The organism is Anaerotignum neopropionicum (assembly GCF_001571775.1).
GTDB classification, from domain to species: Bacteria; Bacillota; Clostridia; order Lachnospirales; family Anaerotignaceae; genus Chakrabartyella; species Chakrabartyella neopropionicum.
Genome location: NZ_LRVM01000001.1, coordinates 697,473 through 720,901 on the forward strand (window position 1 = coordinate 697,473; position 23,429 = coordinate 720,901).

General features: G+C 39.4%; 25 protein-coding genes and 4 tRNA genes. 27 read left to right on the top strand and 2 right to left on the bottom strand.

The window, feature by feature from the left end; translation table 11 throughout:
- The first annotated feature begins 7 nt into the window (after positions 1–7).
- Positions 8–2,050: an N-acetylmuramoyl-L-alanine amidase gene (locus CLNEO_RS03335; protein WP_066084298.1), complete on the top strand. Its 2,043-nt coding sequence runs from the start codon at positions 8–10 to the stop codon at positions 2,048–2,050.
- A 140-nt stretch (positions 2,051–2,190) separates the two neighbouring features.
- Here CLNEO_RS03335 and CLNEO_RS03340 read toward each other — a convergent pair whose 3' ends face one another.
- Positions 2,191–2,643, bottom strand: a complete 453-nt coding sequence (locus CLNEO_RS03340) for a putative ABC transporter permease (RefSeq protein ID WP_066084398.1) — start codon at positions 2,641–2,643, stop codon at positions 2,191–2,193.
- A 285-nt stretch (positions 2,644–2,928) separates the two neighbouring features.
- Between CLNEO_RS03340 and rph the strand changes: the two genes are divergently transcribed.
- From rph to CLNEO_RS03370, 6 genes are all read left to right on the top strand, one after another.
- On the top strand, positions 2,929–3,666 hold the full coding sequence (gene rph, locus CLNEO_RS03345) for a ribonuclease PH (protein WP_066084401.1): 738 nt from the start codon (positions 2,929–2,931) through the stop codon (positions 3,664–3,666).
- A gap of 19 nt (positions 3,667–3,685) precedes the next feature.
- Positions 3,686–4,285, top strand: a complete 600-nt coding sequence (locus CLNEO_RS03350) for an XTP/dITP diphosphatase (protein ID WP_066084403.1) — start codon at positions 3,686–3,688, stop codon at positions 4,283–4,285.
- Entirely contained in the window at positions 4,282–4,797 is a 516-nt protein-coding gene (locus CLNEO_RS03355) for a metallophosphoesterase (RefSeq protein WP_066084406.1), read from the top strand. Before CLNEO_RS03350 ends, CLNEO_RS03355 begins: the two co-directional genes overlap by 4 nt.
- Positions 4,798–5,001: 204 nt before the next feature.
- Positions 5,002–5,075, top strand: a tRNA-Arg gene (locus CLNEO_RS03360).
- Between the two features lie 6 nt (positions 5,076–5,081).
- Positions 5,082–5,152 (top strand) — tRNA-Gly (locus CLNEO_RS03365).
- A gap of 168 nt (positions 5,153–5,320) precedes the next feature.
- Positions 5,321–5,403, top strand: a tRNA-Leu gene (locus tag CLNEO_RS03370).
- A gap of 347 nt (positions 5,404–5,750) precedes the next feature.
- On the opposite strand, the gene CLNEO_RS03375 is transcribed toward CLNEO_RS03370, so the two are convergent.
- A tRNA-Arg gene (locus CLNEO_RS03375) sits at positions 5,751–5,823 on the bottom strand.
- 597 nt (positions 5,824–6,420) lie between these two features.
- Between CLNEO_RS03375 and CLNEO_RS03380 the strand changes: the two genes are divergently transcribed.
- The 20 genes from CLNEO_RS03380 (at position 6,421) to CLNEO_RS03475 (ending at position 23,300) form a co-directional block, all read left to right on the top strand.
- Positions 6,421–7,638: a flagellar hook-length control protein FliK gene (locus CLNEO_RS03380; RefSeq protein WP_066084409.1), complete on the top strand. Its 1,218-nt coding sequence runs from the start codon at positions 6,421–6,423 to the stop codon at positions 7,636–7,638.
- Between the two features lie 2 nt (positions 7,639–7,640).
- The gene (locus CLNEO_RS03385; protein ID WP_066084412.1) at positions 7,641–8,156 is read left to right on the top strand and encodes a flagellar hook assembly protein FlgD; all 516 of its coding nucleotides are present in this window, start codon (positions 7,641–7,643) and stop codon (positions 8,154–8,156) included.
- Between the two features lie 156 nt (positions 8,157–8,312).
- Entirely contained in the window at positions 8,313–9,215 is a 903-nt protein-coding gene (locus tag CLNEO_RS03390) for a flagellar hook-basal body complex protein (protein ID WP_066084415.1), read from the top strand.
- 341 nt (positions 9,216–9,556) lie between these two features.
- Complete coding sequence (locus CLNEO_RS03395) at positions 9,557–9,760, top strand: flagellar FlbD family protein (protein ID WP_066084422.1); 204 nt, start codon at positions 9,557–9,559, stop codon at positions 9,758–9,760.
- 44 nt (positions 9,761–9,804) lie between these two features.
- Positions 9,805–10,602 carry a motility protein A gene (locus CLNEO_RS03400; RefSeq protein ID WP_066084425.1) on the top strand — a complete coding sequence of 266 codons (798 nt, stop codon included), beginning with the start codon at positions 9,805–9,807 and terminating at the stop codon, positions 10,600–10,602.
- Positions 10,603–10,665: 63 nt separating this feature from the next.
- Positions 10,666–11,472, top strand: coding sequence for an OmpA/MotB family protein (locus tag CLNEO_RS03405; RefSeq protein WP_066084428.1), 807 nt, complete (start codon positions 10,666–10,668; stop codon positions 11,470–11,472).
- A gap of 67 nt (positions 11,473–11,539) precedes the next feature.
- A complete protein-coding gene (locus CLNEO_RS03410; protein ID WP_066084431.1) occupies positions 11,540–12,562 on the top strand; it encodes a flagellar motor switch protein FliM in 1,023 nt (340 codons plus the stop codon).
- 2 nt (positions 12,563–12,564) lie between these two features.
- Positions 12,565–13,815, top strand: coding sequence for a flagellar motor switch protein FliN (gene fliN / locus CLNEO_RS03415; protein ID WP_066084434.1), 1,251 nt, complete (start codon positions 12,565–12,567; stop codon positions 13,813–13,815).
- 39 nt (positions 13,816–13,854) lie between these two features.
- Positions 13,855–14,217, top strand: coding sequence for a response regulator (locus tag CLNEO_RS03420; RefSeq protein ID WP_066084436.1), 363 nt, complete (start codon positions 13,855–13,857; stop codon positions 14,215–14,217).
- 38 nt (positions 14,218–14,255) lie between these two features.
- The gene (locus CLNEO_RS03425; RefSeq protein ID WP_066084438.1) at positions 14,256–14,588 is read left to right on the top strand and encodes a flagellar biosynthetic protein FliO; all 333 of its coding nucleotides are present in this window, start codon (positions 14,256–14,258) and stop codon (positions 14,586–14,588) included.
- 54 nt (positions 14,589–14,642) lie between these two features.
- Positions 14,643–15,299, top strand: a complete 657-nt coding sequence (gene fliP / locus CLNEO_RS03430; RefSeq protein ID WP_066084440.1) for a flagellar type III secretion system pore protein FliP — start codon at positions 14,643–14,645, stop codon at positions 15,297–15,299.
- Between the two features lie 15 nt (positions 15,300–15,314).
- Entirely contained in the window at positions 15,315–15,572 is a 258-nt protein-coding gene (fliQ, locus tag CLNEO_RS03435) for a flagellar biosynthesis protein FliQ (RefSeq protein WP_066084443.1), read from the top strand.
- Between the two features lie 143 nt (positions 15,573–15,715).
- Entirely contained in the window at positions 15,716–16,480 is a 765-nt protein-coding gene (locus tag CLNEO_RS03440) for a flagellar biosynthetic protein FliR (protein ID WP_066084446.1), read from the top strand.
- Positions 16,481–16,586: 106 nt separating this feature from the next.
- Positions 16,587–17,651 (top strand): flagellar biosynthesis protein FlhB, encoded by a 1,065-nt coding sequence (gene flhB / locus CLNEO_RS03445; RefSeq protein WP_066084448.1) that lies wholly within the window; start codon positions 16,587–16,589, stop codon positions 17,649–17,651.
- Positions 17,652–17,668: 17 nt separating this feature from the next.
- Positions 17,669–19,726, top strand: a complete 2,058-nt coding sequence (flhA, locus tag CLNEO_RS03450) for a flagellar biosynthesis protein FlhA (RefSeq protein ID WP_066084452.1) — start codon at positions 17,669–17,671, stop codon at positions 19,724–19,726.
- Between the two features lie 17 nt (positions 19,727–19,743).
- Positions 19,744–20,505 (top strand): sigma-70 family RNA polymerase sigma factor, encoded by a 762-nt coding sequence (locus CLNEO_RS03455; protein WP_242864144.1) that lies wholly within the window; start codon positions 19,744–19,746, stop codon positions 20,503–20,505.
- A 23-nt stretch (positions 20,506–20,528) separates the two neighbouring features.
- Positions 20,529–21,275, top strand: coding sequence for a flagellar hook-basal body protein (locus CLNEO_RS03460; RefSeq protein ID WP_066084454.1), 747 nt, complete (start codon positions 20,529–20,531; stop codon positions 21,273–21,275).
- A gap of 124 nt (positions 21,276–21,399) precedes the next feature.
- Positions 21,400–22,167: a flagellar hook-basal body protein gene (locus CLNEO_RS03465; RefSeq protein ID WP_066084456.1), complete on the top strand. Its 768-nt coding sequence runs from the start codon at positions 21,400–21,402 to the stop codon at positions 22,165–22,167.
- Positions 22,168–22,195: 28 nt separating this feature from the next.
- Positions 22,196–22,729, top strand: coding sequence for a chemotaxis protein CheC (locus CLNEO_RS03470; RefSeq protein WP_242864145.1), 534 nt, complete (start codon positions 22,196–22,198; stop codon positions 22,727–22,729).
- 85 nt (positions 22,730–22,814) lie between these two features.
- Entirely contained in the window at positions 22,815–23,300 is a 486-nt protein-coding gene (locus tag CLNEO_RS03475) for a chemotaxis protein CheD (RefSeq protein ID WP_066084459.1), read from the top strand.
- Positions 23,301–23,429: the final 129 nt, after the last annotated feature.

Consider the following 23,429-nt stretch of genomic DNA (forward strand, 5'->3'; position numbering starts at 1 on the left):
GGTTACTATGAGAGTTAAGTGTAAGCGGCTGCTAGTTGCAACAATTGCCATTGGGATGGCCATGACAACCATTACATATGCAAAAAATGTAAGCATGAATTTATTTTATGATGGGAAAAACCATGCGTACAACGCATCAGAGGTTAAAATAAATATTGACGGAAAAGAATTGGTGCCGGAGGATATGCCTCCTGTCATCATTGATGGCAGAACCGTACTACCCATGCGTTTGATCGCCCAAGCATTGGGGTGCGAGGTTCTTTGGAATGAGGATACAAAGCAGGCTTTTGTTATGAATGATGATTATACGGTGGCGTTTACCTTGGGGAGCAAAAAAGGGATCAAAAACGGAACGGAATTCACTATGGATGTGCCGGCTATGATCATCAATGACAGGACGATGTTGCCGGTGCGCGCTTTGGCAAATGCATTGGATATTAATATTACTTGGGATGACCCAAATAGAACGGTGAATATTGGCGGGGGGGGGAATGGCACAACAACTCCAACAACCCCAACAACTCCAACAACCCAGGCTGCAAAGGTTTTTAGGGTTTCGGTGCCTACGGCAGCAACCGCCACCCAGGAGTTTTCCATTGAAGCAGATAGTTCAATGTACAGCTATGACCAGGTTTATGTGGACGATTTGAAGGTGGTCATTGATATTCGAAATGCAACCAGCGGGTTATCGGATAAAATTACAGCAACAAACAGTAATATTGTAACTGCAATTCGTTCTGCCCAGCATGACGAAAATGGTGTACCCTACACTCGTGTTGTACTTGATTTGGTGGGGAAAAAGGATTATACCGTAACCCAAAGCGCAGATAAGAAAAAAATAACCATTTGCTTCCAGCAGACGGTTGTTGATGAAATTTCTTTAACCAATCGCAATGGCGTGGACAGGCTGGTTGTGGGCGCAGACGGGACACTTGGACCCCAGGTTTCCACATTATCAAATCCTCAAAGGATTGTTGTGGATTTTTCAAATGCGCAAGGGAAAGTGGAAAATGAGCTGAGCACAAAGGGACTATCCTATGTTACAGCTGCGAGAACTGGAATGTTTGATGTCAATACGTTCCGTATTGTATTGGAGGTTGGACAACTGACGGAATTTGAATGGAAAGAGGAGGATGGCGAATTTATCCTTGAGGTGAAAAAGTCAACCCTTGAAAATCTTTCGTATGACGTTGGTTCCAATGTTTTGACGTTGGAAAATGTAAAATCTATTGACATTGATGATATTGAAAAGAACGACCGCTATACCCAAGGGTATTATGAGATTACACTACCTGGAAATTATGAAAGTGTTTATGGATATGGCACATTAAAGATTGGAAATACTGTAATTGATAATATTACCGTTTCAACTACGAATAGGGAAACTGTAATTCGTTTTACACAAAACCGATATAATGAATATGTGGTGAAAGAAACGAAGAGCGGCTATGAAATTAGCGTGAAGAACCCCAAGGATGTTTATGATAAGGTTTTGCTGTTGGATGCGGGGCATGGCGGAAATGACCCCGGTACCAGTGGAAATGGATTGGTTGAGAAGGAGCTTACTTTAGCAGTGATGCTTAAGGTACAAAAATATCTGGAAGATTCTGATATTAAGGTATATGTAACTAGAGATAGTGATACCCGTCCGGATAATAACCTTCGCGCACAAACGGCGAACCAAATTGCCGATTTAATGGTTTCCATCCACATGAATTCGGCGGGAACAAATACCACGGCCAACGGTACGGAAACACTGTACCAGGTACATAGCAATGATAACAGTAGCAAGCTGACCAGCTTAAAGGCGGCGGAGATTATGCAAAGCAGCTTAATTCAGGCCTTCGGTACAACCAACCGTGGAGTGAAGCAAAGAACGGATTTGTTGATTTTGAATGCAACCACGGTGCCCACGATTTTGGTGGAAGTCTGCTTCCTTTCTAACCCTGGGGATGCCTTGAAAATTTCTACTTCGGCAAATCAGGAACTTGTGGCAAAGGCTATGGCAGAAGCCATTATTGCGATGATGGACGATTATCGTCTTCGATAATTTTTGATTATAAAAGGCATTACAAAGATGGTTCACGGTTCAGTCTTTGTAGTGCCTTTTTGTTGTTTTTGTGACCCCTTGGGGTTGAATATAAAATAGGGCGAGGAGCTTTGCTTTTGAGCGTTTTTTAATAAAAAATTTTATTGGTGAATTTTTCTGCGTAAAATTTTTTTGTTTTTCATAAAATAGAGATTGCTTGGCAAAAGGTTGCTCAATATTTTTTGGTTAAGCATGCGGGCAAAAAAACCAATGGGGATACAGAGAACCAACCAAATTGTACTGAACAATAAGGAAATTTGACCAAATAAATTGCAGGGCAGCCTTGAATAATCCCATACATGCCAGCCAAGTAATTTATTTACAACAATGCCCACAGTAAATTCTATTGTCGTGACAATCAATGCTCCGGCAATACAGCGAGCCCAAAACGGCAGGGGAAATGCAGCGGTAAATAGGGCAAACAGGCAAAAAAAAGCAAAGCCGCCTGTGAAAAACATGGTCCAATGGGAGTAGCCGCGATAAAGGATTTCAAGGCTGACGTAGGCAAGGCCGCCAATTAAAAAAACCATAATTCTGCGAAAAAAAGCATCCATGGAAATCCTCCTTTCTGTAATGAGAATAGTATTAGAGTTTTTTCACAAATTATTTGAATTTGCAATTGGCAATTTTTGAATGATGGATCGGCAGTGGAAGGGCGGATAAAAATAAAGGATCGGAAAAAATTAATAAGCAACCTATTTTAAATTTTTGTTGTTTCAATGAAATGATTTTTGAAATTCGCTTATGAAAACCGGGTAAATGGGACGGACGAAAATACTCTGTTCAAAAAGGGCAAGAGGGGATATAATAAAAAATAGAACCTACAAAGGAGGAAAAAAATGGGAAGATTTGACGAAAGAGAGAAAGACCAGCTAAGACCAATCAAAATAACGAAAGGTTTTACTCGTTATGCAGAAGGGTCTGTTTTCATAGAATGGGGAAACACAAAGGTACTTTGCAATGCCACAGTGGAGGAGAGCGTACCTTCATTTAAAAAAGGCAGCGGCGAGGGTTGGGTAACGGCGGAATATGCCATGCTTCCTCGGGCTACACACACGAGAAATAAACGTGATATCAATAAATTAAAGCTAAACCCAAGGGCTACGGAAATTCAACGTTTAATTGGCAGAGCCTTGCGGGGTGCTGTTGACATGAAGGAGCTGGGAGAAAGAAGCATTACCGTTGATTGTGATGTAATTCAGGCGGATGGCGGAACGAGAACAGCATCCATTACAGGAGGTTTTATTGCACTGGCATTGGCGTGCCAAAGCTTGGTTGAACGGGGGCTGATAGAAAAAGTGCCCATGCACCACTATATTACGGCGGTAAGTGTTGGTATTGTGGAAGGAAAAGGCCTTTTAGATCTTTGCTATGAAGAGGATTCTGCAGCAGAGGTGGATATGAATATCATCATGAGTGATGGAATGGGATTTATTGAATTGCAAGGAACGGGTGAGCATGGAACGTTTTCCCAGGAGCAATTGGAGGAAATGCTTGGCCTTGGCAAGAAAGGGATTCTTGATTTAATGGAAATACAGAAAAGGGCTTTGCATGGCTTAGAGTTGAAGGAAAATTAAGATAGGGGAGAAGGCAGCAATGGAAACAATTATTTTTGCAACAAAGAACAAAGGAAAAATTAAGGAAATTAATGCAATTTTAGCTGATATGGATGTAAATGTTGTGTCTATGGAGGATGCGGGCATTACGTTTGATGTGGTGGAGGATGGAAATACATTTGAAGAAAATGCGATGAAAAAAGCTGTTCAGATTATGGAGATTAGCAAAAAAATAACCTTATCCGACGATTCCGGCCTGGAGATTGATTATATGGACAAGGCACCCGGAATATATTCTGCCAGATTTATGGGGGAAGAAACTCCTTATGGGCAACGGTTTGAGGCTATTTTTGAAAAGCTTTCCGGCGCAGCTGAGGAACAAAGAACGGCAAGATTTGTCAGCTGTATTGCGGCGGCGTTTCCTGATGGGAGAAGGCTGATCAGCTATGATACTGTGGAGGGGATCATCGGCTGGGAGATAAAAGGAAAAAATGGTTTTGGTTATGATCCAATTTTCTATATACCTGAAAAGGGAAAGTACATGGCGGAGCTTTCTCCGGAGGAGAAAAATGCCATTAGTCATAGGGGAAAGGCATTGCGCAAAATGAAAGGAATGCTGCAAAAGGAATTGGTAAAATGAAGATTTTAGTTTTTAGCGATAGTCATGGGCGAATTGAAAATGCAAAGGCTGTACTGGGAAGGCTGGAGCATAAGACGGATATGGTATTCCATTTAGGGGATAATGATGAGGATGCCGTGGCGTTGCAGTCAATGTTTCCAAAGCTGCCGTTTCATTATGTAAAAGGGAATAACGATTTTAGGTGGGATACGCCTTCTCATAAGCTAGTGACTGCGCAAGGCAAGCGTTTTTTATTAACCCATGGGCATAAACAAAGGGTGCACTATAATCTGAATACCATTGCCTATTGGGGAGAAGAACAGGGCGCGGATGCAGTTGTGTTTGGTCATACCCATGTGGCCTTAAATGATAGCTCAGGGCGGATTTATTTAGTGAATCCGGGAAGTATAACACTGCCTAGAGATAGCCATATCCCTACTTTTGCCATTATTACCATTGAAAATGGGAAAATGGAGGGAGCTATTATGGAGTATACGGAACAGGCAGAAATCAGGCGCAGAAAAGGGTTTTGAATCTTGCGTGAGGAAGGGATGAGTTTACGCTGTGTTTGAAACAGGAAGGGCAAGAATTTTTAAAAAGATATGTTTCAAGATACAGCGGAACTCTTGATTTTACTTGCTGGAAAAAATTGAAAAAATGATAACTTTGCAGTTTTTGAAAAAAAGTGTTGACGAAACGGAAAATTTGTGGCATAATAATTTTTGCGTAATCGCTATGAATCAGTAGCTCAGTTGGATAGAGCAACGGCCTTCTAAGCCGTGGGTCGGGGGTTCGAATCCCTCCTGGTTCAGTTTTTGCGGGTGTAGTTCAATGGTAGAACGTCAGCCTTCCAAGCTGAACACGTGAGTTCGATTCTCATCACCCGCTTTTTTTTATGCGAATCAATCCCTTTGTTGGATAGAATAGCGGCTCTTTAAGCCGTAGGCTTGAATCCTCTGGTCTTTAAAATCGGCTCGTTATGCGAGCCTTTTTGATAGTTACAGCAATTTATTCCTTGACAATGGTTTTGAGGGAGCTTACAATTAATTTTATCATGCGGATGTGGCGAAATTGGCAGACGCGCTGGATTTAGGTTCCAGTGGGCAACCCCCGTGCAGGTTCAAGTCCTGTCATCCGCAGTAAAAGCACATTATCCGAACATTCATTTTATAGGTGAATCGTTCGGATTTTTGTTTTTCTTTTATTAAAAGTGAATACGAAATAAGGGATAGAGATTAAGCTCTCCCTCAGGATGTCGATAAAGTCCGGCTTGAAGACCATGTAGAATGTCAGACGATAATCTTTTATTTTTATAAAATTCGGGAATTGGGAGACGCTTTAGGGTATGAGGTAAGTAGCAAGGGTAAAATCCGGTACTTTAAAAGAAATAAAAAGTAAGGCGCCTAGCCATAAGAAAGATAGATTTTGGCCATCGATAATAAAGTAAGAAAGCCCTTGAAACCTTGGTTTCTTGGGCTTTTCTTTCTGCACTCTACAGGATTCGAACCTGCGGCCTTTCGGTCCGGAGCCGAACGCTCTATCCCCTGAGCTAAGAGTGCATAAACTGTACTACATATTTTACATGGATTAGGACAGGATGTCAAACTTTTCTGTAATTTTTTACGAAAAAAGCGAGTAAAGCTTGTGAAATATTAAAGAAGTAATGGTATTTTTTGTTATAAATAATAAATGAAATGGAAAAAAACATACTTTTAAAGGGATTAAAAATAGTTTTTATATGAAAAAATGGCAATTTGGTAACATTTGTTTTTGAAAAGTGTAACCGGATTAAAAATCTAATGTTAAATGAATAGTCTTACTATTGAAAATCAAGGGTTATTATGCTATTATATAAGTAATAATAGGTTTAAATGACATAAATTGGAGCTTTTATACATAAATATTAAATGATTATCTAATAATTACAATTATTATATAATATATAGGATGGTTAAAATTTGCCTTGGTGCTGCTTTTCTTAATTTATATTTGTTAATTTGATATGAAAACAAAAATAGCATAAAAAGGCCATTTTCAAGGGAAGAATTACCCGCTTGGGTTGGATGCAGAAATCGCAAAAAAAGAAAGAATCAAGTTACAAAATAAAATTCCATATAAAGCAGCAAAATAATGACACATGAGAATGTGGGTAATCGATGAATTTAAGGGGTGATTGCTTGAATACTGGTTCTGTTCCAATGAATAAGAGTATTCCTGAAACTGGAAAAATAGGGACAAAAACAAAAAGCAATAAATCTGAGGACAGTTTCAAAGATATGATAAAGAATGTATCTTCGAAAACATCGTCTGACCAGAGTGGACAGGCTATCAAAGAGGGTAAGAATTTAAAAAGAGCAAATCCAAAAGGAGCAAGGGAGAATGGAGAAACTGAGAGGGACCATGGCGTAAGCGCGAAGGGGCTAGAAACGCTTATTGTTAATGCTTCTGTCGTATTTGATCCTGCTCAACTCACAAAGGTTGTTAATTTATTCCCTGAAGGACAAGACGATATAAGTGCTTTGGTGACTGAAGAAAGCGGTGCAACGCAAGCTGCAACGCTTGCTATGCAAGGGGAAACAAACTTTACAGGTGTGCAGATGGGTTCTGCTTTAGATGAAATTGCCAGGGTGCAAGTGCCGGAGGGAGCGTCTTTTGCATACGCAGGGCAGGCCGTTGCGGAGGATGAAAATAATGGAACCTCCCCTTCTTTCCTAAAACAAGATACAGCAGCAAGTGTTATAGAGAATGCTTTGCCTGAGGAAACTGGTGTGAAACAAAATGTATCCTTGAAGGAACAAAATAGTGGGGCCGCTTTTTTTCAAGAAAAAGAAGGGGCGGACAGTAGTGTAATCGCAGCGAATGAGTTACAATTGCTCTCTTCGGACAATGGGTCGGATAACGTAATTACGATTAAAGTTGGCGAGCCTTCCTTAATATCTTCTTGGAAACAGGTTTCGGAAGAAATTGGCAACATGATTGTTGAGAAAATAAATAGTGAGGTGCAGAAGATCAATATCAAGCTGACTCCCAAGGAATTGGGAGAAATAGATGTGGAGTTTTTGATTGATCATGGCAAAATTACAGTATCTCTTCAATGCAGCAATGAAGGAACAAAAGCATTATTGGCCACAAATTTAGATTCTCTGTCTAAAGTTGTGCAATCCAGCTTGATGCAGGATGTAAACGTCAATTTGAATAATTATGATAAAGCCCAGGAGCAGAGCTCGGGCAGTGAAAATTTTGATGGCAGTGGAAATAACGGGCAATACCAAGAAGATTCAAATCATAAACGAAAAGAACAGGAACAGCCAAATTTAGACTTTGCCCAAAGATTGCGTTTGGGTATTGAAAGCGTGGAAGGCGGGGAGGCTTAAAGATGTCCAGCATAAATGATTATATGACAAATATTCCCACTAAGAACACTTCGACAAGTGGTACCCAGATCCTTAAAACTCAAACCACGGGAAAAAGCAGCTTGAATATGGATGATTTTTTGCAGCTCTTTGCGGCGCAAATGCGAAACCAGGATATGACAAATCCTATGGATAACAGTGAATTTATGAATCAATTAACAATGATGTCTACAATTCAGGCAATACAGGACATTACAAATGTTTCCCTGATTTCTTATGCCGCTTCCCTGGTAGGGAAAGAGGTAACCATTGGTCAGATAGGCAGCGATGGAAATGTATCAGAGCTTTACGGAACTGTTACAGCCACCGGAATGTATAACGGAGAGCAGGTTATTTTTGTAGAGGGAAAAAGTTATAAATTATCGTCTATTATGGCCGTTGGAAAGCTTCCGGATACCAGTACCGAGGTGAGTGATGATGGTGATACGGATGCTGACCCCGGCGGTACAGATACTGATGACACCACAGATGGGGTTTAGGGAAGTGGGGCCTTTGAATTAGATACATCTTCAGATAATGTATAGTAAAATATCGAGGCGAACAACTATTTTTCTATATGACTTACAAAATGCAATATAGTTTTATATTTATTAATAATTTATTTTTCTTAGGAACTCGAAAGGAGATTTCATTTTATGGTAAAGTCAATGTTTTCTGCAATTGCAGGGCTTCGTGCGCACCAACAAAAAATGGATGTTATCGGTAACAATATTGCCAACGTAAATACTTATGGATATAAAGCGGGGAGAGTTACTTTTAAGGAATCTATTTATCAAACCACATCCTCATCAAGCAACGGTAATGATGTTTTTGGTGGTTCCAACCCTTCTCAGGTAGGTTATGGTTCCCAAGTAGGAACCATAGATTTAATGTTTTCCAGTGGTGCTTATGCACCCACAGACAGCGGGCTGGATTGCATGATTGATGGAGAAGGATTTTTTATTATAGGGAATAAGGGCATAGAGATTGAGCTTGACGGTGATGATCCGGCGGAAATTTCGGAACAAATGACGCAGCTTATGTTATCGAGAGTAGGTAATTTTACCTTTGATGGTGATGGTTATCTGTGTGATGGCAGCGGTAATATCGTTTATGGATTTGGATATACGGGAACAGATGGAGCTATAGATACAGGTTACCTTCAGGCCATAAGAGTTCCTGATGATGATGATGGTATTCCGGTGAAATTAAATAGCGTGAGCATTTCCAAAACCGGTGAAATCACTGGGAATGATGCCAGTGGAAAAAGTATTTCGGTAGGCGTTTTGGCCATTGCAAATGTGCCCAATCCAAATGCTTTGGAGAAATCACAGGGGCCTTACTATTCAATTCGTGAAAATACCGGATATGTTGCGCCTTACAAGCCGGGTGAAGGGACAACTGGATCAATTATAAATTACGGTTTGGAAATGTCAAATGTTGACTTAGCCAAAGAGTTTTCAGAAATGATTACCACACAAAGAGGCTTTCAGGCAAATACAAGAATTATTTCTGTGACAGATGCAATGCTTGAAGAACTGGTAAATATTAAGAGATAATTAATGTTTACTACATATGAAATTGCGAGAAATCGATTTATGAAATAGGGAGTAAACCGCTGCCGTATTGGTTGCGGTTTACTCTGCTATAGACTATTTTACGAAACCGGGATGGAATTTGTTAAGGCATCCATTGTTAATGAGGGGGTGCAATGCAAAAGGTATCAAGGCGGCGTAAGCTTAAGAGTCATTGCGAGAATGGTTTTTAGGCAAAATGACTGGGTTGAAGAAGTATTTAAGGACTGCGATTTTAGAATAGGGTTGTATTCATTGTATTTTTATAAACGGACGGTGTTAAAAAACTAAATTTTATTATTTCAGAAAGATTTCGGGAGGGTTTTATGATAAAATTGACGAAGCTAAATGGGGAAAAATTCGTATTAAATTGTGAACAGATCGTTGCGATTGAATGTATTCCGGAATCAAAAATTACGTTGCATAATATGAGCTTTTATATCGTAAGAGAAACACCGGATGAAATTATAGAAAAAGCGATGAAGTATTTGTCATTAATACATGCACTAAATATTCACCCTAAGTTGTAAAACGCAAATATGGATACAAGAAATAACGGTTTTGGAGGCGCATTATGGATTTAACAACTTTCATAGGGATTGTAGTAGGTTTAGTGCTTATTATATTCGGTATTGGGTTAGACAGCATAGGGAATTTTTGGAGTTTGCAGAGTATACTTATTGTTGTTGGTGGAACATTTGCAGCGTTAATCGCAAGTTATCCGGCAAGGATTCTAAAGCAATTACCGAAGCAGTTTAAAATATTATTGAAAAACCCATATAATCCTTTAGAATTCATTGATCAGCTGCATGACCTGGCAATTATTGCCCGCAAAAGTGGGCTTCTTGCATTAGAAGAAAGGGCCAATGCTATGCAAGATCCCTTTTTTCGAGAGGGCTTAATGTTAATTGTCGATTCCACAACACCCCAGCAGGTAAGTGATATATTGGACAATACATTGGAGCATATTGAAGAACGGCACAGTGAAATTATTGAGTTTTATGAAAAGGGTGCAGGGTATGCGCCGTCGTTTGGTATGGTTGGTACGCTGATTGGTCTGGTTAATATGCTAATGTCAATGGATTTAGACGAAGGCGCGGATGGACTGAGTGTCAGCATGGGTATTGCCTTAATTACAACGTTTTATGGTACCGTACTGGCCAACTTGTTTTTTATTCCCATTGCAAAAAAGCTAAGAGTCCGCAGTGATGAAGAGATTTTATGCAGAAAAATAATTATTGAGGGAATTTTGGCAATTCAAGCAGGCGAAAATCCTAATTTTTTAAAGGAAAAGCTAATTACCTTTTTACCACAGTATGAAAAGGGGATGGGTAAAAAGAAAAAGGGCAAGGATGAACCTCCTGAAGAATAATACAATAAGAAATTATTGTAAAATAGAAATTTATAGAAAAATTTTTGGCAAGGAGGGTCAGCTATGAAAAAGAAGGATAAGAAGGGCAAAATCTCCACTGATTGGCTGAATACCTACAGTGATATGGTTACACTTCTCCTGTGTTTCTTTGTTTTGCTTTACTCAATATCTTCGGTGGATAGCTCTAAATGGGAAAAAATTGTAAGAAGCTTTAATCCCACAGATAAAGAAGTAAGTCAGATCGTTGAAAATTCCGAGGGAAGCTTGGGAAACTATGACTTAGAGGGTGGCTTTAACGGCGATGGTGAAGACACAAATTTTAACGATGAATTTGATGAGCTCTATTACAAATTGTCAAAATATGTAGAAATGAATGGTCTTGATTCTGATGTAGAAATCAGCAAGGGCGAAGGGTTTACGTTTATTACGTTTCGAAACAACATTTTTTTTGACGGAGACAGCTATATATTGAAGCAAGAAGGGAAGGATGTTCTCGATCAACTATGTTATGCCATAGAAGATGTTAGCAGTTCTGTCAAAGAGATACAGATATTGGGACATACCTCACAGGCAAGCCCCACAATACCAAATGAGATTGTCAGTGATCGATTTTTATCAGCAAACAGAGCAACAGAGGTTCTTGTGTATATACAAAAAAAGAATATTATTGGACCTGAAAAGTTGGTTTCCACTGGATTTGGTCAGTTTAGACCCATTAGTTCCTTTGAAACAAGGGAAAGCAGAGCGAAAAATAGACGAGTGGAAATTTTAATTACCAAAAATGATAGTGTTGTTAGATCTTTAGATAACTATTATAATGAGATATATGGTATTGAAGCTGACGAAGCGCAAACCCAAAATACGGAATGATTTTTTGAAGGTGTTTGGGTGAATGGGAAAAGGGATCAATAAATAATGCTAGGGGTGAGTACAATAAATGTCTGAAGTTTTAAGCCAAAGTCAGATAGATGCGCTTCTTGCTTCGGTGATGGGCGGAGGCACTGTAAAGGAAGAGGTTTCTAAAGACGCTGGGAAGAATTATCGCAAATATGATTTTTATAGTCCTAAGAAATTTACGAAGGACAAATTAAATATATTAAGAAGTGCCTATGAGAATTATTGCAGGATGACTTCTTCCCGATTAAATAGCTTGCTTAGAATATCAAGTGAGGTTTCCCTTGTTACGGTGGAAGAGGAGCGTTATTATGAATTTAGTAACGCTTTATCCGATAATGATGCACTTACCATGATCCGTGCTACTCTAGGGGAAAAAAACGGGGGCGGAACGATTTTTATGCATGTTACAACCCCACTAATGCTTAGCATGATTGATCGAATGCTAGGGGGGAAGGGCGAAGAACCGGAATACATTCCCTCTCAGTATTCATATACGGATATAGAGCTTTTACTCTATGAAAATATTGCAAAATATTTGGTTGCGGTCATGAAGGACGGCTGGGCCAACTATCTCGATATGAACTTTGCAATAGAGAAGGTTGAGACTTCCCATGGACTGATGCAAGAAATTGGTATGGATGAAATTGTAGTTATCGTAGTAATTGAGGTGAAAATCCAAGGCGTAGAAGGAAAAATAAATGTTTGTATTCCGGGTACACTGCTCACAAATATTTTTTCCTTTCTGGAGCACAAAAAAAGCTCAAGCGGTAAGGCCGCGGGAGGCGAAGAGGATAATACTTCACAGGATATTTTTGAATTTATTAAAGATTCGAATTTGGAAGTAACAGCAAAAATAGGCGATGCAACCGTAATGCTGCAAGACATTTACGATTTGAAACAGGGCGACATCATAAATATGAATAGACCCCAAAACTCGTACGTTGATGTTTTTGTTGAGAACAATATTTGGTTTCAAGGGAAGCTGGGTACGCAGAACAAAAACATGGCGGTGCGGATAAGTGAAATAAATAAACAAAAGGATAACAAAAGGGGGGATTTATAGTTATGGATGAGAATATTTTTAACTCATTGGAGATGGATGCCATTGGTGAAATTCTAAACATCAGTCTTGGCGCATCGGCCACAGCCGTCTCTACTATGCTTGATAGACGAGTTGATATTACTGTTCCCAACGTAATGATATCGAGCAAGGAAAACTTTGAGTTTGCATATATGGAACCGGCAGTTGCCGTAGAAATTACCTATGTTTCGGGTTTAAGTGGTAATAATATTATGCTGTTGAAAAGACACGACGTTAAGGTAATTGTCGAGATTCTTATGGGAACGGAAATTCCAGACGAAGAATTTGAACTTAATGAGATTAACATGAGTGCAATATGCGAAGTAATGAACCAAATGATGGGAGCATCCTCTACTGCTTTGGCAGAATTGCTGGGAGAACCCGTTAATATATCCACACCCAACTCCTTTGAAATCAATACAGTGGCAGAATTTAGTGAAAAATATTTATTGGACAACGAACCGATGGTGGTTGTAAGGTTTTCGCTAAAGGTTGGAGATTCGTTAGAGAGCGAATTTTTGAACGTTATGACCGTAGACTTGGCCAGAAAGCTGCTGTCATGTTTTGGGTTGACCGGTGAGGATGAAGTGGCAGCTACGACTGAGGAGCTTGTGCCTTTGGTTGAAACCCAAGAGATGAATTATCAGAGCTTTTTTGAAGAAGAGCCTGAGGAAGAGCCTGCTTCCAACAGGATGATGTCGCAAGACGAAATAGAAAAGCTGTTGGCACAAAGCTTTCAGCAAGATACAAGCAGCAATTCACAACCTCAGCCTGTGGCTAACGAAACAAAGCAAAATACCACTGTAACAGCCAGTGAGCAAACAATACCGAATAACACACCACCTGCGAGGGCGGAAAGCATACCCATGCAAACCAGTGCGGAGCCTAGTCAAGTACAGCAGCAGAATACTTCAGCAGCAAAGTCGAGAGTAATCAACGTTAGACCAAACGCTGAGTTGCCCCAAAACAAAATGGGCGACGGGCCTCAGGAACGGGCAGAAAATCTTGAACTAATTATGGATGTGCCCTTAGAAATTTCTGTTGAAATTGGGCGAACCAAAAAGAATGTTCGGGAAATTCTTGAGTATAACAAAGGTTCACTGATTGTTTTGAATAAGCTTGCAGGTGAGCAGGTTGATATTTATGTAAATGGTCAATGTATCGCCAAAGGAGATGTTGTAGTAGTAGAAGATAACTTTGGCGTACGTGTAACAGAGGTTTTTAAGAAAATATAAAGAGATAGGTTCATATAGAGAAAGAGAGGAATGATTTAAATGTCTAAAATTTTATTGGTAGATGATGCTTCTTTCATGAGGATGATGATTAAGGATGCCCTTACAAAAAATGGATATAGCGATATCTACGAAGCAGCTGATGGTGTTGAAGCGGTGACAAAATTCACAGAAATTAAACCCGATTTGGTAATTATGGATATTACCATGCCCAATATGGATGGGCTTGGAGCGTTAAAAGCCATTAAGCAAATCGACGCCAACGCAAATGTAGTTATGTGTTCCGCTATGGGGCAGGAAGCAATGGTTATTGAAGCAATTAAATCAGGTGCAAAGGATTTCATCGTAAAGCCCTTTAAGCCCGATAGAATTTTAAAGACGGTTACCACTGTACTTGGTGGCTAACTGAATAGGGGGAGATACTGATTTTTGAAGACTTTTTTATGATATTTTTTACTTTTTTGGCTGTTGTCTTGATTTTATTTTTGAGCTATTGGTTCACAAAATACATTGGCGTTAGGGCAATGAAAAACAGAAACTCCAGACATATGCAGATTGTTGACAGGCTTTCTATTTCTCAGGATAAATCAATCTTGGTTTTGAAAGTAGAAAAAAACTATTATTTGCTGTCTTTATCTCAAAGTGGTCTTAGTTTGATTAAGGAATTGGAAAATATTGATGAAGAGGCATTTCAAGATGTGCAAGAGATGCAGGGCAAAATGGAACATGATTTTAAGGAGGTTTTGTCCCAGTATTTTACCAACAAGAAGAAATAACATGCGTTGATTTTTAAAAGGCTGGAAATATTTTGATGCAAGAGGGAGTTTATCATGAATGATGCTTTTATTAATATAAACGGCGGACAAGTGCAAACGTTAGAGCTGATTTTAATGCTTACTGTGCTTTCGCTGGTGCCTTCCATTATTATCATGATGACGTCGTTTACCAGAATTATCATTGTGATGTCTTTTTTAAGGAACGCCATGGGGCTGCAGCAAACGCCACCCAATACGGTTTTGGTTGGAATTGCACTATTTCTTACCTTATTTATTATGTCACCTGTGATAGACCAAGTAAATGAAAACGCATACATACCTTATAAAAATGAGGAAATAACCGGTACGGAGGCGCTGGATCGCGCTTCTGCTCCAATGAAGACCTTTATGCTAAAGCAAACAGAGGTAGATACCTTGGATATGTTTATGAAATTTTCCGGGGATGAGGCAACAGAAAAGTATGAAGAGCTGCCCATGACGGTTATCATACCCTCGTTTATTACCAGCGAGTTGAAACGGGCATTTATCATAGGCTTCCTTTTGTTCCTTCCATTTTTGCTGATTGATATTGTGGTATCTAGTACACTGATGTCCATGGGTATGATTATGCTGCCGCCGGCATTGATTTCACTACCGTTTAAGATTTTGTTGTTTATCACGGTAAATGGCTGGCAGCTGTTATTCTCTACATTGATTAAAGGCTTTAATTAGTTAGGGGGATAATATATGACAAATGGTGAGGCTATAGACATTATGCGTTCGGCGATTATTGTCGTCATGAAAATTGGAGGGCCCATCCTGCTTTTAAGCATGGCAATTGGTGTTTTTATTTCCATCATACAGGCGGCAACCCAGATTCATGAACAAACAATTACTTTTGTACCCAAGGTTATAATCATTGTTATTGTTTGTCTGGTTTTTGGCCCATGGATGCTTGAAACGCTGCAGGATTTCATGTATGAGGTTTTCAACCTTATGATATAACAAATATAAGATAGGCCGCCGGCTTTTTCGGCGGGCGGCACTACGAGAATACGCTTGACAGATAAATTTATTTGTCAAAAAAACGACGAGAAAGTATAGAAAATACATTCAGTACAAAAGGTAATTTCGGAGGCAATGAGCAGATGGATTATGTGGAAAATTTTGTGTTTTTCTCGTTTGTTTTAATGAGAATGTCAGGGTTTATTTTTTTAAATCCCATATTTGGCAGGAGCAATCTTCCTGTTTTAATAAAATCTGGATTGGTTCTTGCTTTGTCGATGATTGTATTTACTTCTTTACCGTCACAGCAAATGCAGCTGTCTGGAATGTTTGAATATGGAGTTCTTTTGTTGAAAGAGTTCGCCGCAGGCGCTGCCATTGGCTTTGTAATGAGCCTATTCTTATTTGTAATTATTTTTGCCGGTGAAGTAATTGATATGCAGCTGGGGTTATCTATGTCAAAGGTATTTGATGCCCAGAGCAATGCTTCCATTGCGTTAAGTGCTACTTATTATAATATTTTATTTATGCTTTTATTTTTCTCCACCAATGCACATTTAGCAATTATTCATATTTTATTAAATTCCAGTAATATTATTCCCTTTGGACAGGTTGTTTTGGGGCAGAATGTGGCACAGGCTGTTATGGATACCTTTATTCTGTGCAATGAATTGGCGTTAAAGATGGCGTTCCCCATTATTGCAATTGAATTTCTTTGTACCATAGGTATGGGGATACTTATGAAAGCAATACCGCAGATTAATGTCTTTGTAATCAATTTTCAGCTTAAAATTTTTATAGGGCTATTGGTAATTTTTTTGATTTTTTCGCCAATGTCGGATTTCTTAAATCAACTGGTGATAACGATGGTTGATGGCGTAAGAAATGTTTTCGGACAAATGGCCTAGTGAAAAATGCCCCCTATATTAATCGATGTTTTTCTATGAAAAATCATAGTGTTGCAGCAAACTTTATATTTAAAAAGCAAGGAGTCGTGAAAAAGGGGGGAGAACATTGGCAACGGATTCAAAAACCGAAAAGGCCACGCCCAAGCGAAGGCAAGACGAACGAAAGAAAGGTAATGTTTTAATTAGTAAGGACGTGATCGCTGTTGCAAGCCTCATTGGGTCGTTCTTTACGCTAAAATTAATTTTCCCTCAGATGGTAGAAAAAATTTACATATATTTTTATAAGACCTTTGAATATGCCCAAACGCAAACGGAAATAACCAATGGTTTTGTTACGCAAATTTCATGGGAAATTGCCCTTGCCTTTGTGCAAATTGCAGCCCCTGTTATATGCATACCAGCATTTTTTTCTATCCTTGCAACGGTTGCCCAAACCAAGCCCATATTTGTTACAGATAGTTTAAAACCGAAATTTAACAGAATTAATCCTCTGGAGGGGATGAAAAAACTGTTTTCTATAAGAAGTTTGTTTGATGTTATCAAAGGCATCATAAAAATTACAATACTGATTGTAATTTTATATTCTTTTATTTCCAAAAGCATTCTGACGGTTTCTAGAACAATTCAAATGGATGTTATGCCATCTAGCGCAATGATTTTGGATTTGACAATGTCCCTAGCTTTTAAGATATGTTTGGCATTTATAGTGATTTCTGCTTTTGATTACTTTTTTCAGTGGTGGGAATATGAACGTCAAATTAAGATGTCCAAGCATGAATTGAAGGAAGAATATAAGCAAATGGAAGGGGACCCTCAGATAAAAAGCAAGATTAAAGAGCTGCAGCGTAAAATGGCAATGTCCCGCATGATGCAGGATGTTCCCAAGGCTGATGTTGTAATTAAAAACCCTACCCATTATGCCGTGGCTCTAAAATATGATTTGGAAAAAGAGGGAGCGCCAATTCTTTTGGCAAAGGGGCAGGATGCAGTTGCCCTTCGTATTATAAAAACTGCCGAGGAGAACGATGTTTTTGTTCTTGAAAATAAACCGTTAGCTAGGGCAATTTATGCAACAACTGATATTCATCAGGAAATACCCGACGATTTCTATGGAACGGTTGCGGAGATATTGGTACATGTTTATAAGTTGAAAAACAAAAAGCTAATCTAACTGAAATGGTGTGAGATATGAAAAAGTTATTACAAAATGCAGTTTCATTATTTGTAATAGTAATTGTATTACTGTTATTTATTCCCCTGAATCCCTTTATGCTGGATATATTATTTATTATTAATATTTCAGTTTCTTTGATTATTTTGCTGATTACCATGAACATTCGGGAGTCGTTGGAATTTTCTATCTTTCCATCACTGCTTTTGATCACTACGCTTTTTCGTCTTGGCTTGAATGTATCCTCAACCAGATTGATTTTGACAGAAAAGGGTTCTGCTGGCCAGGTTATTGCTGCATTTGGCAGCTTGGTTTTGCGGGGAAACGTGGTTGTAGGTACCATTATATTCATTATTATCGTACTTGTTCAGTTTATCGTAATCTCCAAGGGTGCGGAGCGTGTGGCTGAGGTTGCGGCAAGATTTACCTTGGATGCAATGCCCGGAAAGCAGATGGCAATCGATGCCGACTTAAACTCAGGGCTTATTACAGAAGAAGAAGCAAAAACGAGAAGATATAAAATCCAAAAGGAAGCGGATTTTTATGGGGCGATGGATGGTGCTACAAAAATTGTAAAAGGCGATGCCATTATGTCCATTATTATTACGGTAATTAACTTTGGGGCAGGTGTTATCATTGGCTTGGTGCAATCTGGCATGAGCTTTTCCGATGTTTTACAGGTTTATTCTATTGCCACCATTGGTGATGGTTTGGTTTCCCAGATTCCCGCCCTTTTGATTTCAACGGCCACGGGCATGATTGTTACCAGAGCCGTATCCGACGGAAGCTTAAATACTGATGTGGCTACCCAGTTCTTAGCACAGCCCCAGGCATTGATGATTGGCGGAGCAATTTTAGCCTTGTTGGCAGTAGTTCCTGGGACACCTACCTTTCCGTTGATATTAATTTCGGCAATGTTCCTTTCGTTAGGCATTTATGTGCAACGGAATATGAAAATGGCAATTGCCCATGAAGCCGTGGGGCAGGATGCTCAGTATGTACAGGAAATGCCCAATGAAGAGGATTATTATAAAGATGTGAATAATATTTATCCCTTGTTAAATGTTGAGCCGGTGGAAATGGAATTTGGCTATAGCCTCATTCCCCTGGTTGATGATGCAGGCGGCGGGAAATTGATCAATAGAATCGTTATTTTTAGGCGGCAGTATGCCCAGGATATGGGGTTTGTTATTCCTTCCATTCGCCTGCGGGACAGTGCATCCCTCAATCCTAATCAATACAGTATAAAGGTAAAGGGCGAGGTTATTGCATCGGGAGAAATTTTGGTGGATTATTACCTAGCGATTGAGCCGTCGGAGCTGGCGGGGGATGTGGATGGGATTGAAACCATTGAACCGGCCTATGGAATACCAAGTAAATGGATATTGCCCGAAAACAAGGAATTGGCTGAAATCTATGGATATACGGTTATTGACCCTCTTTCTGTTATGGTAACCCATTTGTCTGAGGTGGTTTCTCAGCACTCGTATGAGCTTCTTTCCAGAGCGGAGGTATTGCAGCTTATAGAAAATGTGAAGGGCAATATTCCGGAGCTGATTGAGGAGGCTTTTCCCAATATCATTTCCTACAGCAGCTTTCAAAAGCTTTTGTCCAACCTCTTAAAAGAGGGTGTGCCAATAAAGGATTTGGTTACCATTATAGAAACAATTTTGGATTCTGCTTCCGTTACCAAGGATTTGGATATTATTACCGAAAACATTCGGGTTGCTTTAAAGCGTACCATTACCAGAAAATTCTGCGAAGGCGGCCAAATGAAGGTGATTACCTTGGATGCTGAGCTGGAGAAGGTCATTGTATCAAGTATGGCGAAAAGTGAGCATGGGGTATATCTGTCTCTAAGTCCCGATGTTTTGCAAAAGGTCTTGCTGCAGGTTGCGGAGAACGTAAAAAAATTCAACGATATTTCTCTTAAGCCGGTAATTTTGACAAGCCATGTGGTAAGAGTGTATTTCTATCGTTTAATTGAGCAGTTTTATCCCAATGTTAGTGTAATTTCGTTTAATGAGATAGCAAATAATGTTCAAATTCAATCTATTGGAAATATTGTGTTATAGCATAGGAGCGAATAATCTTGAAGAAGAAACGCAATGAAATGACAAATGAAGAACTATTTGCTGAATATAAAGCAACCGGCGATTTGGATATTAAAAACGAATTGGTTTTAAGGTATGTTTATATTGTAAGAAATGTTGCGTTCCAAATGCGCGGCGTTTATTGCGACTTTGCGCAGATAGATGATATAATAAATGAAGGTGTTCTTGCCTTAATGAGCTCCATTGATAAATACGATATGGACATGAATGTGAAGTTTGAGAGCTTTATTTCCAAGCGTATTCGTGGCATTGTAATTGATATTGCAAGAAAAAACGATTGGGTACCAAGAAGTGTCAGAAAGGCTGCTAAGGATATTGATAAAGCCATTGGGGCACTGTATACCCAGTTGGACAGACTCCCAACGGACGAGGAAATTGCAGCTTATCTAGATGTTTCCGTTGAGAAATATTACGAAAATTTGCGCAAAACCAATCTTATGAATGTGCTTTCCTTTGAAATGCTCCTTGAGGAAACGGGAGGTGGCGGCTATAACAACCAAGTGGTAAATACCAATTTGGAAACTATGCCGGAGCACCACCTGGATAGTATGGAGTTGGAGCAGGAAATAAAACGGGGGTTGGAAAGCCTTAGGGAAAAGGAAAAGCTTGTTATTTCTCTTCACTATGTTCAGGATTTAAATATGAAAGAGATTGCTGCTGTTTTAGGTGTAAGTGAGCCTAGAATTTCGCAAATACATTCCAATGCACTAAAAAAGCTTAGACTGTTTTTGAAGGAATAATTGTTGTTTTTGGGAGGGATAAAATGTATAAGGGGTTTTATAATTTATCATCAAGTATGCTTACACAAAATAAAAATCTAAATGTCATTAGTAATAACCTGGCCAATGTTTCTACCAGTGGTTATAAGTCGGACCGCATGGTTTCGGGCACCTTTAAAGACCAAGTGGTATCCAGAACGGGCAACAATATTTTAGGGGCAGTGGGCGAACCCTTGGGCAATTCTTCTATGATTACGGTGCCCTACGAAACAGTAACTGATTTTACTGACGGTGGCTGGGAGCAAACAGGCAGCATATTGGATTTTGCAATCAATGGAAGAGGTTTTTTTGAAGTCGATAGGCAGGGCGAAAAAGTGTATACCCGAAATGGCTCCTTGAGCCTGGATGAGGAAGGCTATGTAGTGCTGCAGGGGATCGGTCGAGTGAACGGCGATGCCGGCCCCATCAAAATAACCACGGACGACTTTAATGTGTCCCCTGATGGCAGAATTTACGATACTTCTGGAGACTTAATTGCAAAGCTGAAGCTTGTGGATTTTAATAATTATGATGATCTAACTAAGGTTGCCGAAGGCGTTTTTACCGGGGGCGAGGCACAAGCAACAGATGCCACAGTAATGTGGAAACATGTGGAAGCCTCCAATGTGAATCCTGTGCAGGAAATGACGGATATGCTGGTAACCCAGAGAACACTGCAAAGTGCTGCTCAGGTATTAAAAATGTATGATGCTATGGCGGCGAAGGCAGCAGATATCGGCAGGGTACAATAAGTGAAATTTGAAGTCAGGGCAAGGGGTTTGTTAAATAGATAAAAAAAGTGGAACTGTTGGCTGCTATTGGTAGAGTTTTAAAATAATTTTACCCATTGTTTTACTTGTAAAGGAGAAATGCCTTATGGAAATGTCATTTTATAATGGAAGGGTTGGTGCAGCTGCCCAGCAAACAAAGCTGGACGTAGTTGCAAATAACATTGCAAATGTGAATACGGCAGGCTACAAGTCAAAAAGCTTAGTTTTCTCCGATTTGCTTTATAATAATATGGCGGGAATTGATGGCAAGGATTCAAATGTAAAGTCCGGCAGCGGTGTGAAGCCGGAGAAAACCAATATTTCATTTGAAAAAGGAAGTGTGAACTTATCTGGATCTCAATTGGATTTTTCCATTGAGGGGCGAGGTTTTTTCGTATTGCAAAATCCCCAGACAAAGGAATATTACTACACAACAAGTGGAAGCTTTGTTTTATCCGAAAAGGAGGACGGGTTTTATTTGGCCTCAAAGGACGGGAATTTTGTCATTGGAGCTAGCGGAGATCCAATTATTATTAATGCTGGTGATACGACAGATGGGATTTATGATAAGGATGGAAATCTTTTGGAGGGTACAGCGATTGCGCTGAAGGATGCCGTGCCTATTGTTGTGGATTTTCCTAAAACAGAAGGGCTTTTAAGTATTGGCGACAGTAACTTTATTGCTACGGAAAAAAATGGAGCACCCTTTGTTGTTGATGCCAATGTTACAAGGGGAAGTTTTGAAGGCTCAAACGTAGATATTGCAAACGAATTTGCAAAGGCAATTGAAGCACAAAGAGCTTATCAGTACTCCATTAGAATGGTTCAAACGACGGATGAAATTCAGAACTTAATTAACAATTTAAGACAATAGAAAATTAAATTAGATGGTTGGTGAAACGATGAAAATCAATAGTTATCAGGAAATGAACGGCTTTGCCATAGATATGTTTCGAGAAATAGGGAGCATAGGCACTGGTAATGCAGCAACTGCACTTTCGCAAACATTGTCCGCAAAAATATCCATGTCATTACCGGAGGTAAAGATAATGGGATATAATCAGGTGATTGATTTTTTAGGCGGGCCTGAAAAAATTGTTGCTGCGGTATTGGTGCATATGACAGGTGAGTTTAGTGGAATCATGCTTTACTTGTTGGATTTTAATTTTGTAAATATTGTTTTTGAACGGCTTTCCCTTGGTAAAATCGAGCATTTTGAGGAAATTGATGAAATGAGGGCTTCAGCAATTGCGGAGATAAGTAATATTATTATTTCTTCTTATGCAAACGCAGTAGCTCAGCTAAGCAGTATTTCAATCAATCTTTCTGTTCCTGCAATGGCAATCAATATGCTGGGTGGAATTATGTCTGTACCTATGATAGAATATGGATATACCACCGACAAAATTATGATTGTTGACGGAAAATTTATCTAAAATGGCGAAGATATGACGAGCAATTTAATTATGCTGCCGGATATTAAGTCGTTGAATTTTTTATTGAATAAGCTGGGTGTTATGAATGGGTAAAGAGATTACAGTAGGGATTGCCGATATGAAGTTTACCAGGATGGAAGGGCGCTTAATAACTTATGCTCTTGGTTCGTGCGTTGGGGTTTGTTTATATGATCCTATTGCAAAGGTTGGGGCCATGGTGCATGTTATGCTGCCCCAAAAATTAGAAAACAGTGTGGATTCCAACGTATTTAAGTTTGCGGATACGGGAATTCGGGCTACAATTAGAAAAATGGAAGTTTTTGGAGCAGTAAAAAGACGACTTATTGCAAAAATTGCCGGTGGAGCGAAAATGTTTGATATTCCGGGGGGTGGTTCCTTGGGAAACATTGGACAGCGTAATATAGAAAGTGTTCGCCAAACTTTAAAGGCAGAGGGAATTCCCATTGTTGCTGAGGACGTAGGCTCTAATTACGCAAGAACTTTGGTTTTTGATTGCACCAACGGGCAAGGAAATATCCGCTCGTTTGGCAGGAAGGAAGTTATTTTTTAATGCGTTCAAGCAATTTTCGGTTTGCATTTGAAATTTTTTTGTGAATCGTTCTGACTTTGCTTTCTTTTAGAAGAATTTGTGGTAATATGTAAATAGAGAAAATATTTGCAGAGAATTACAAGTATGTTG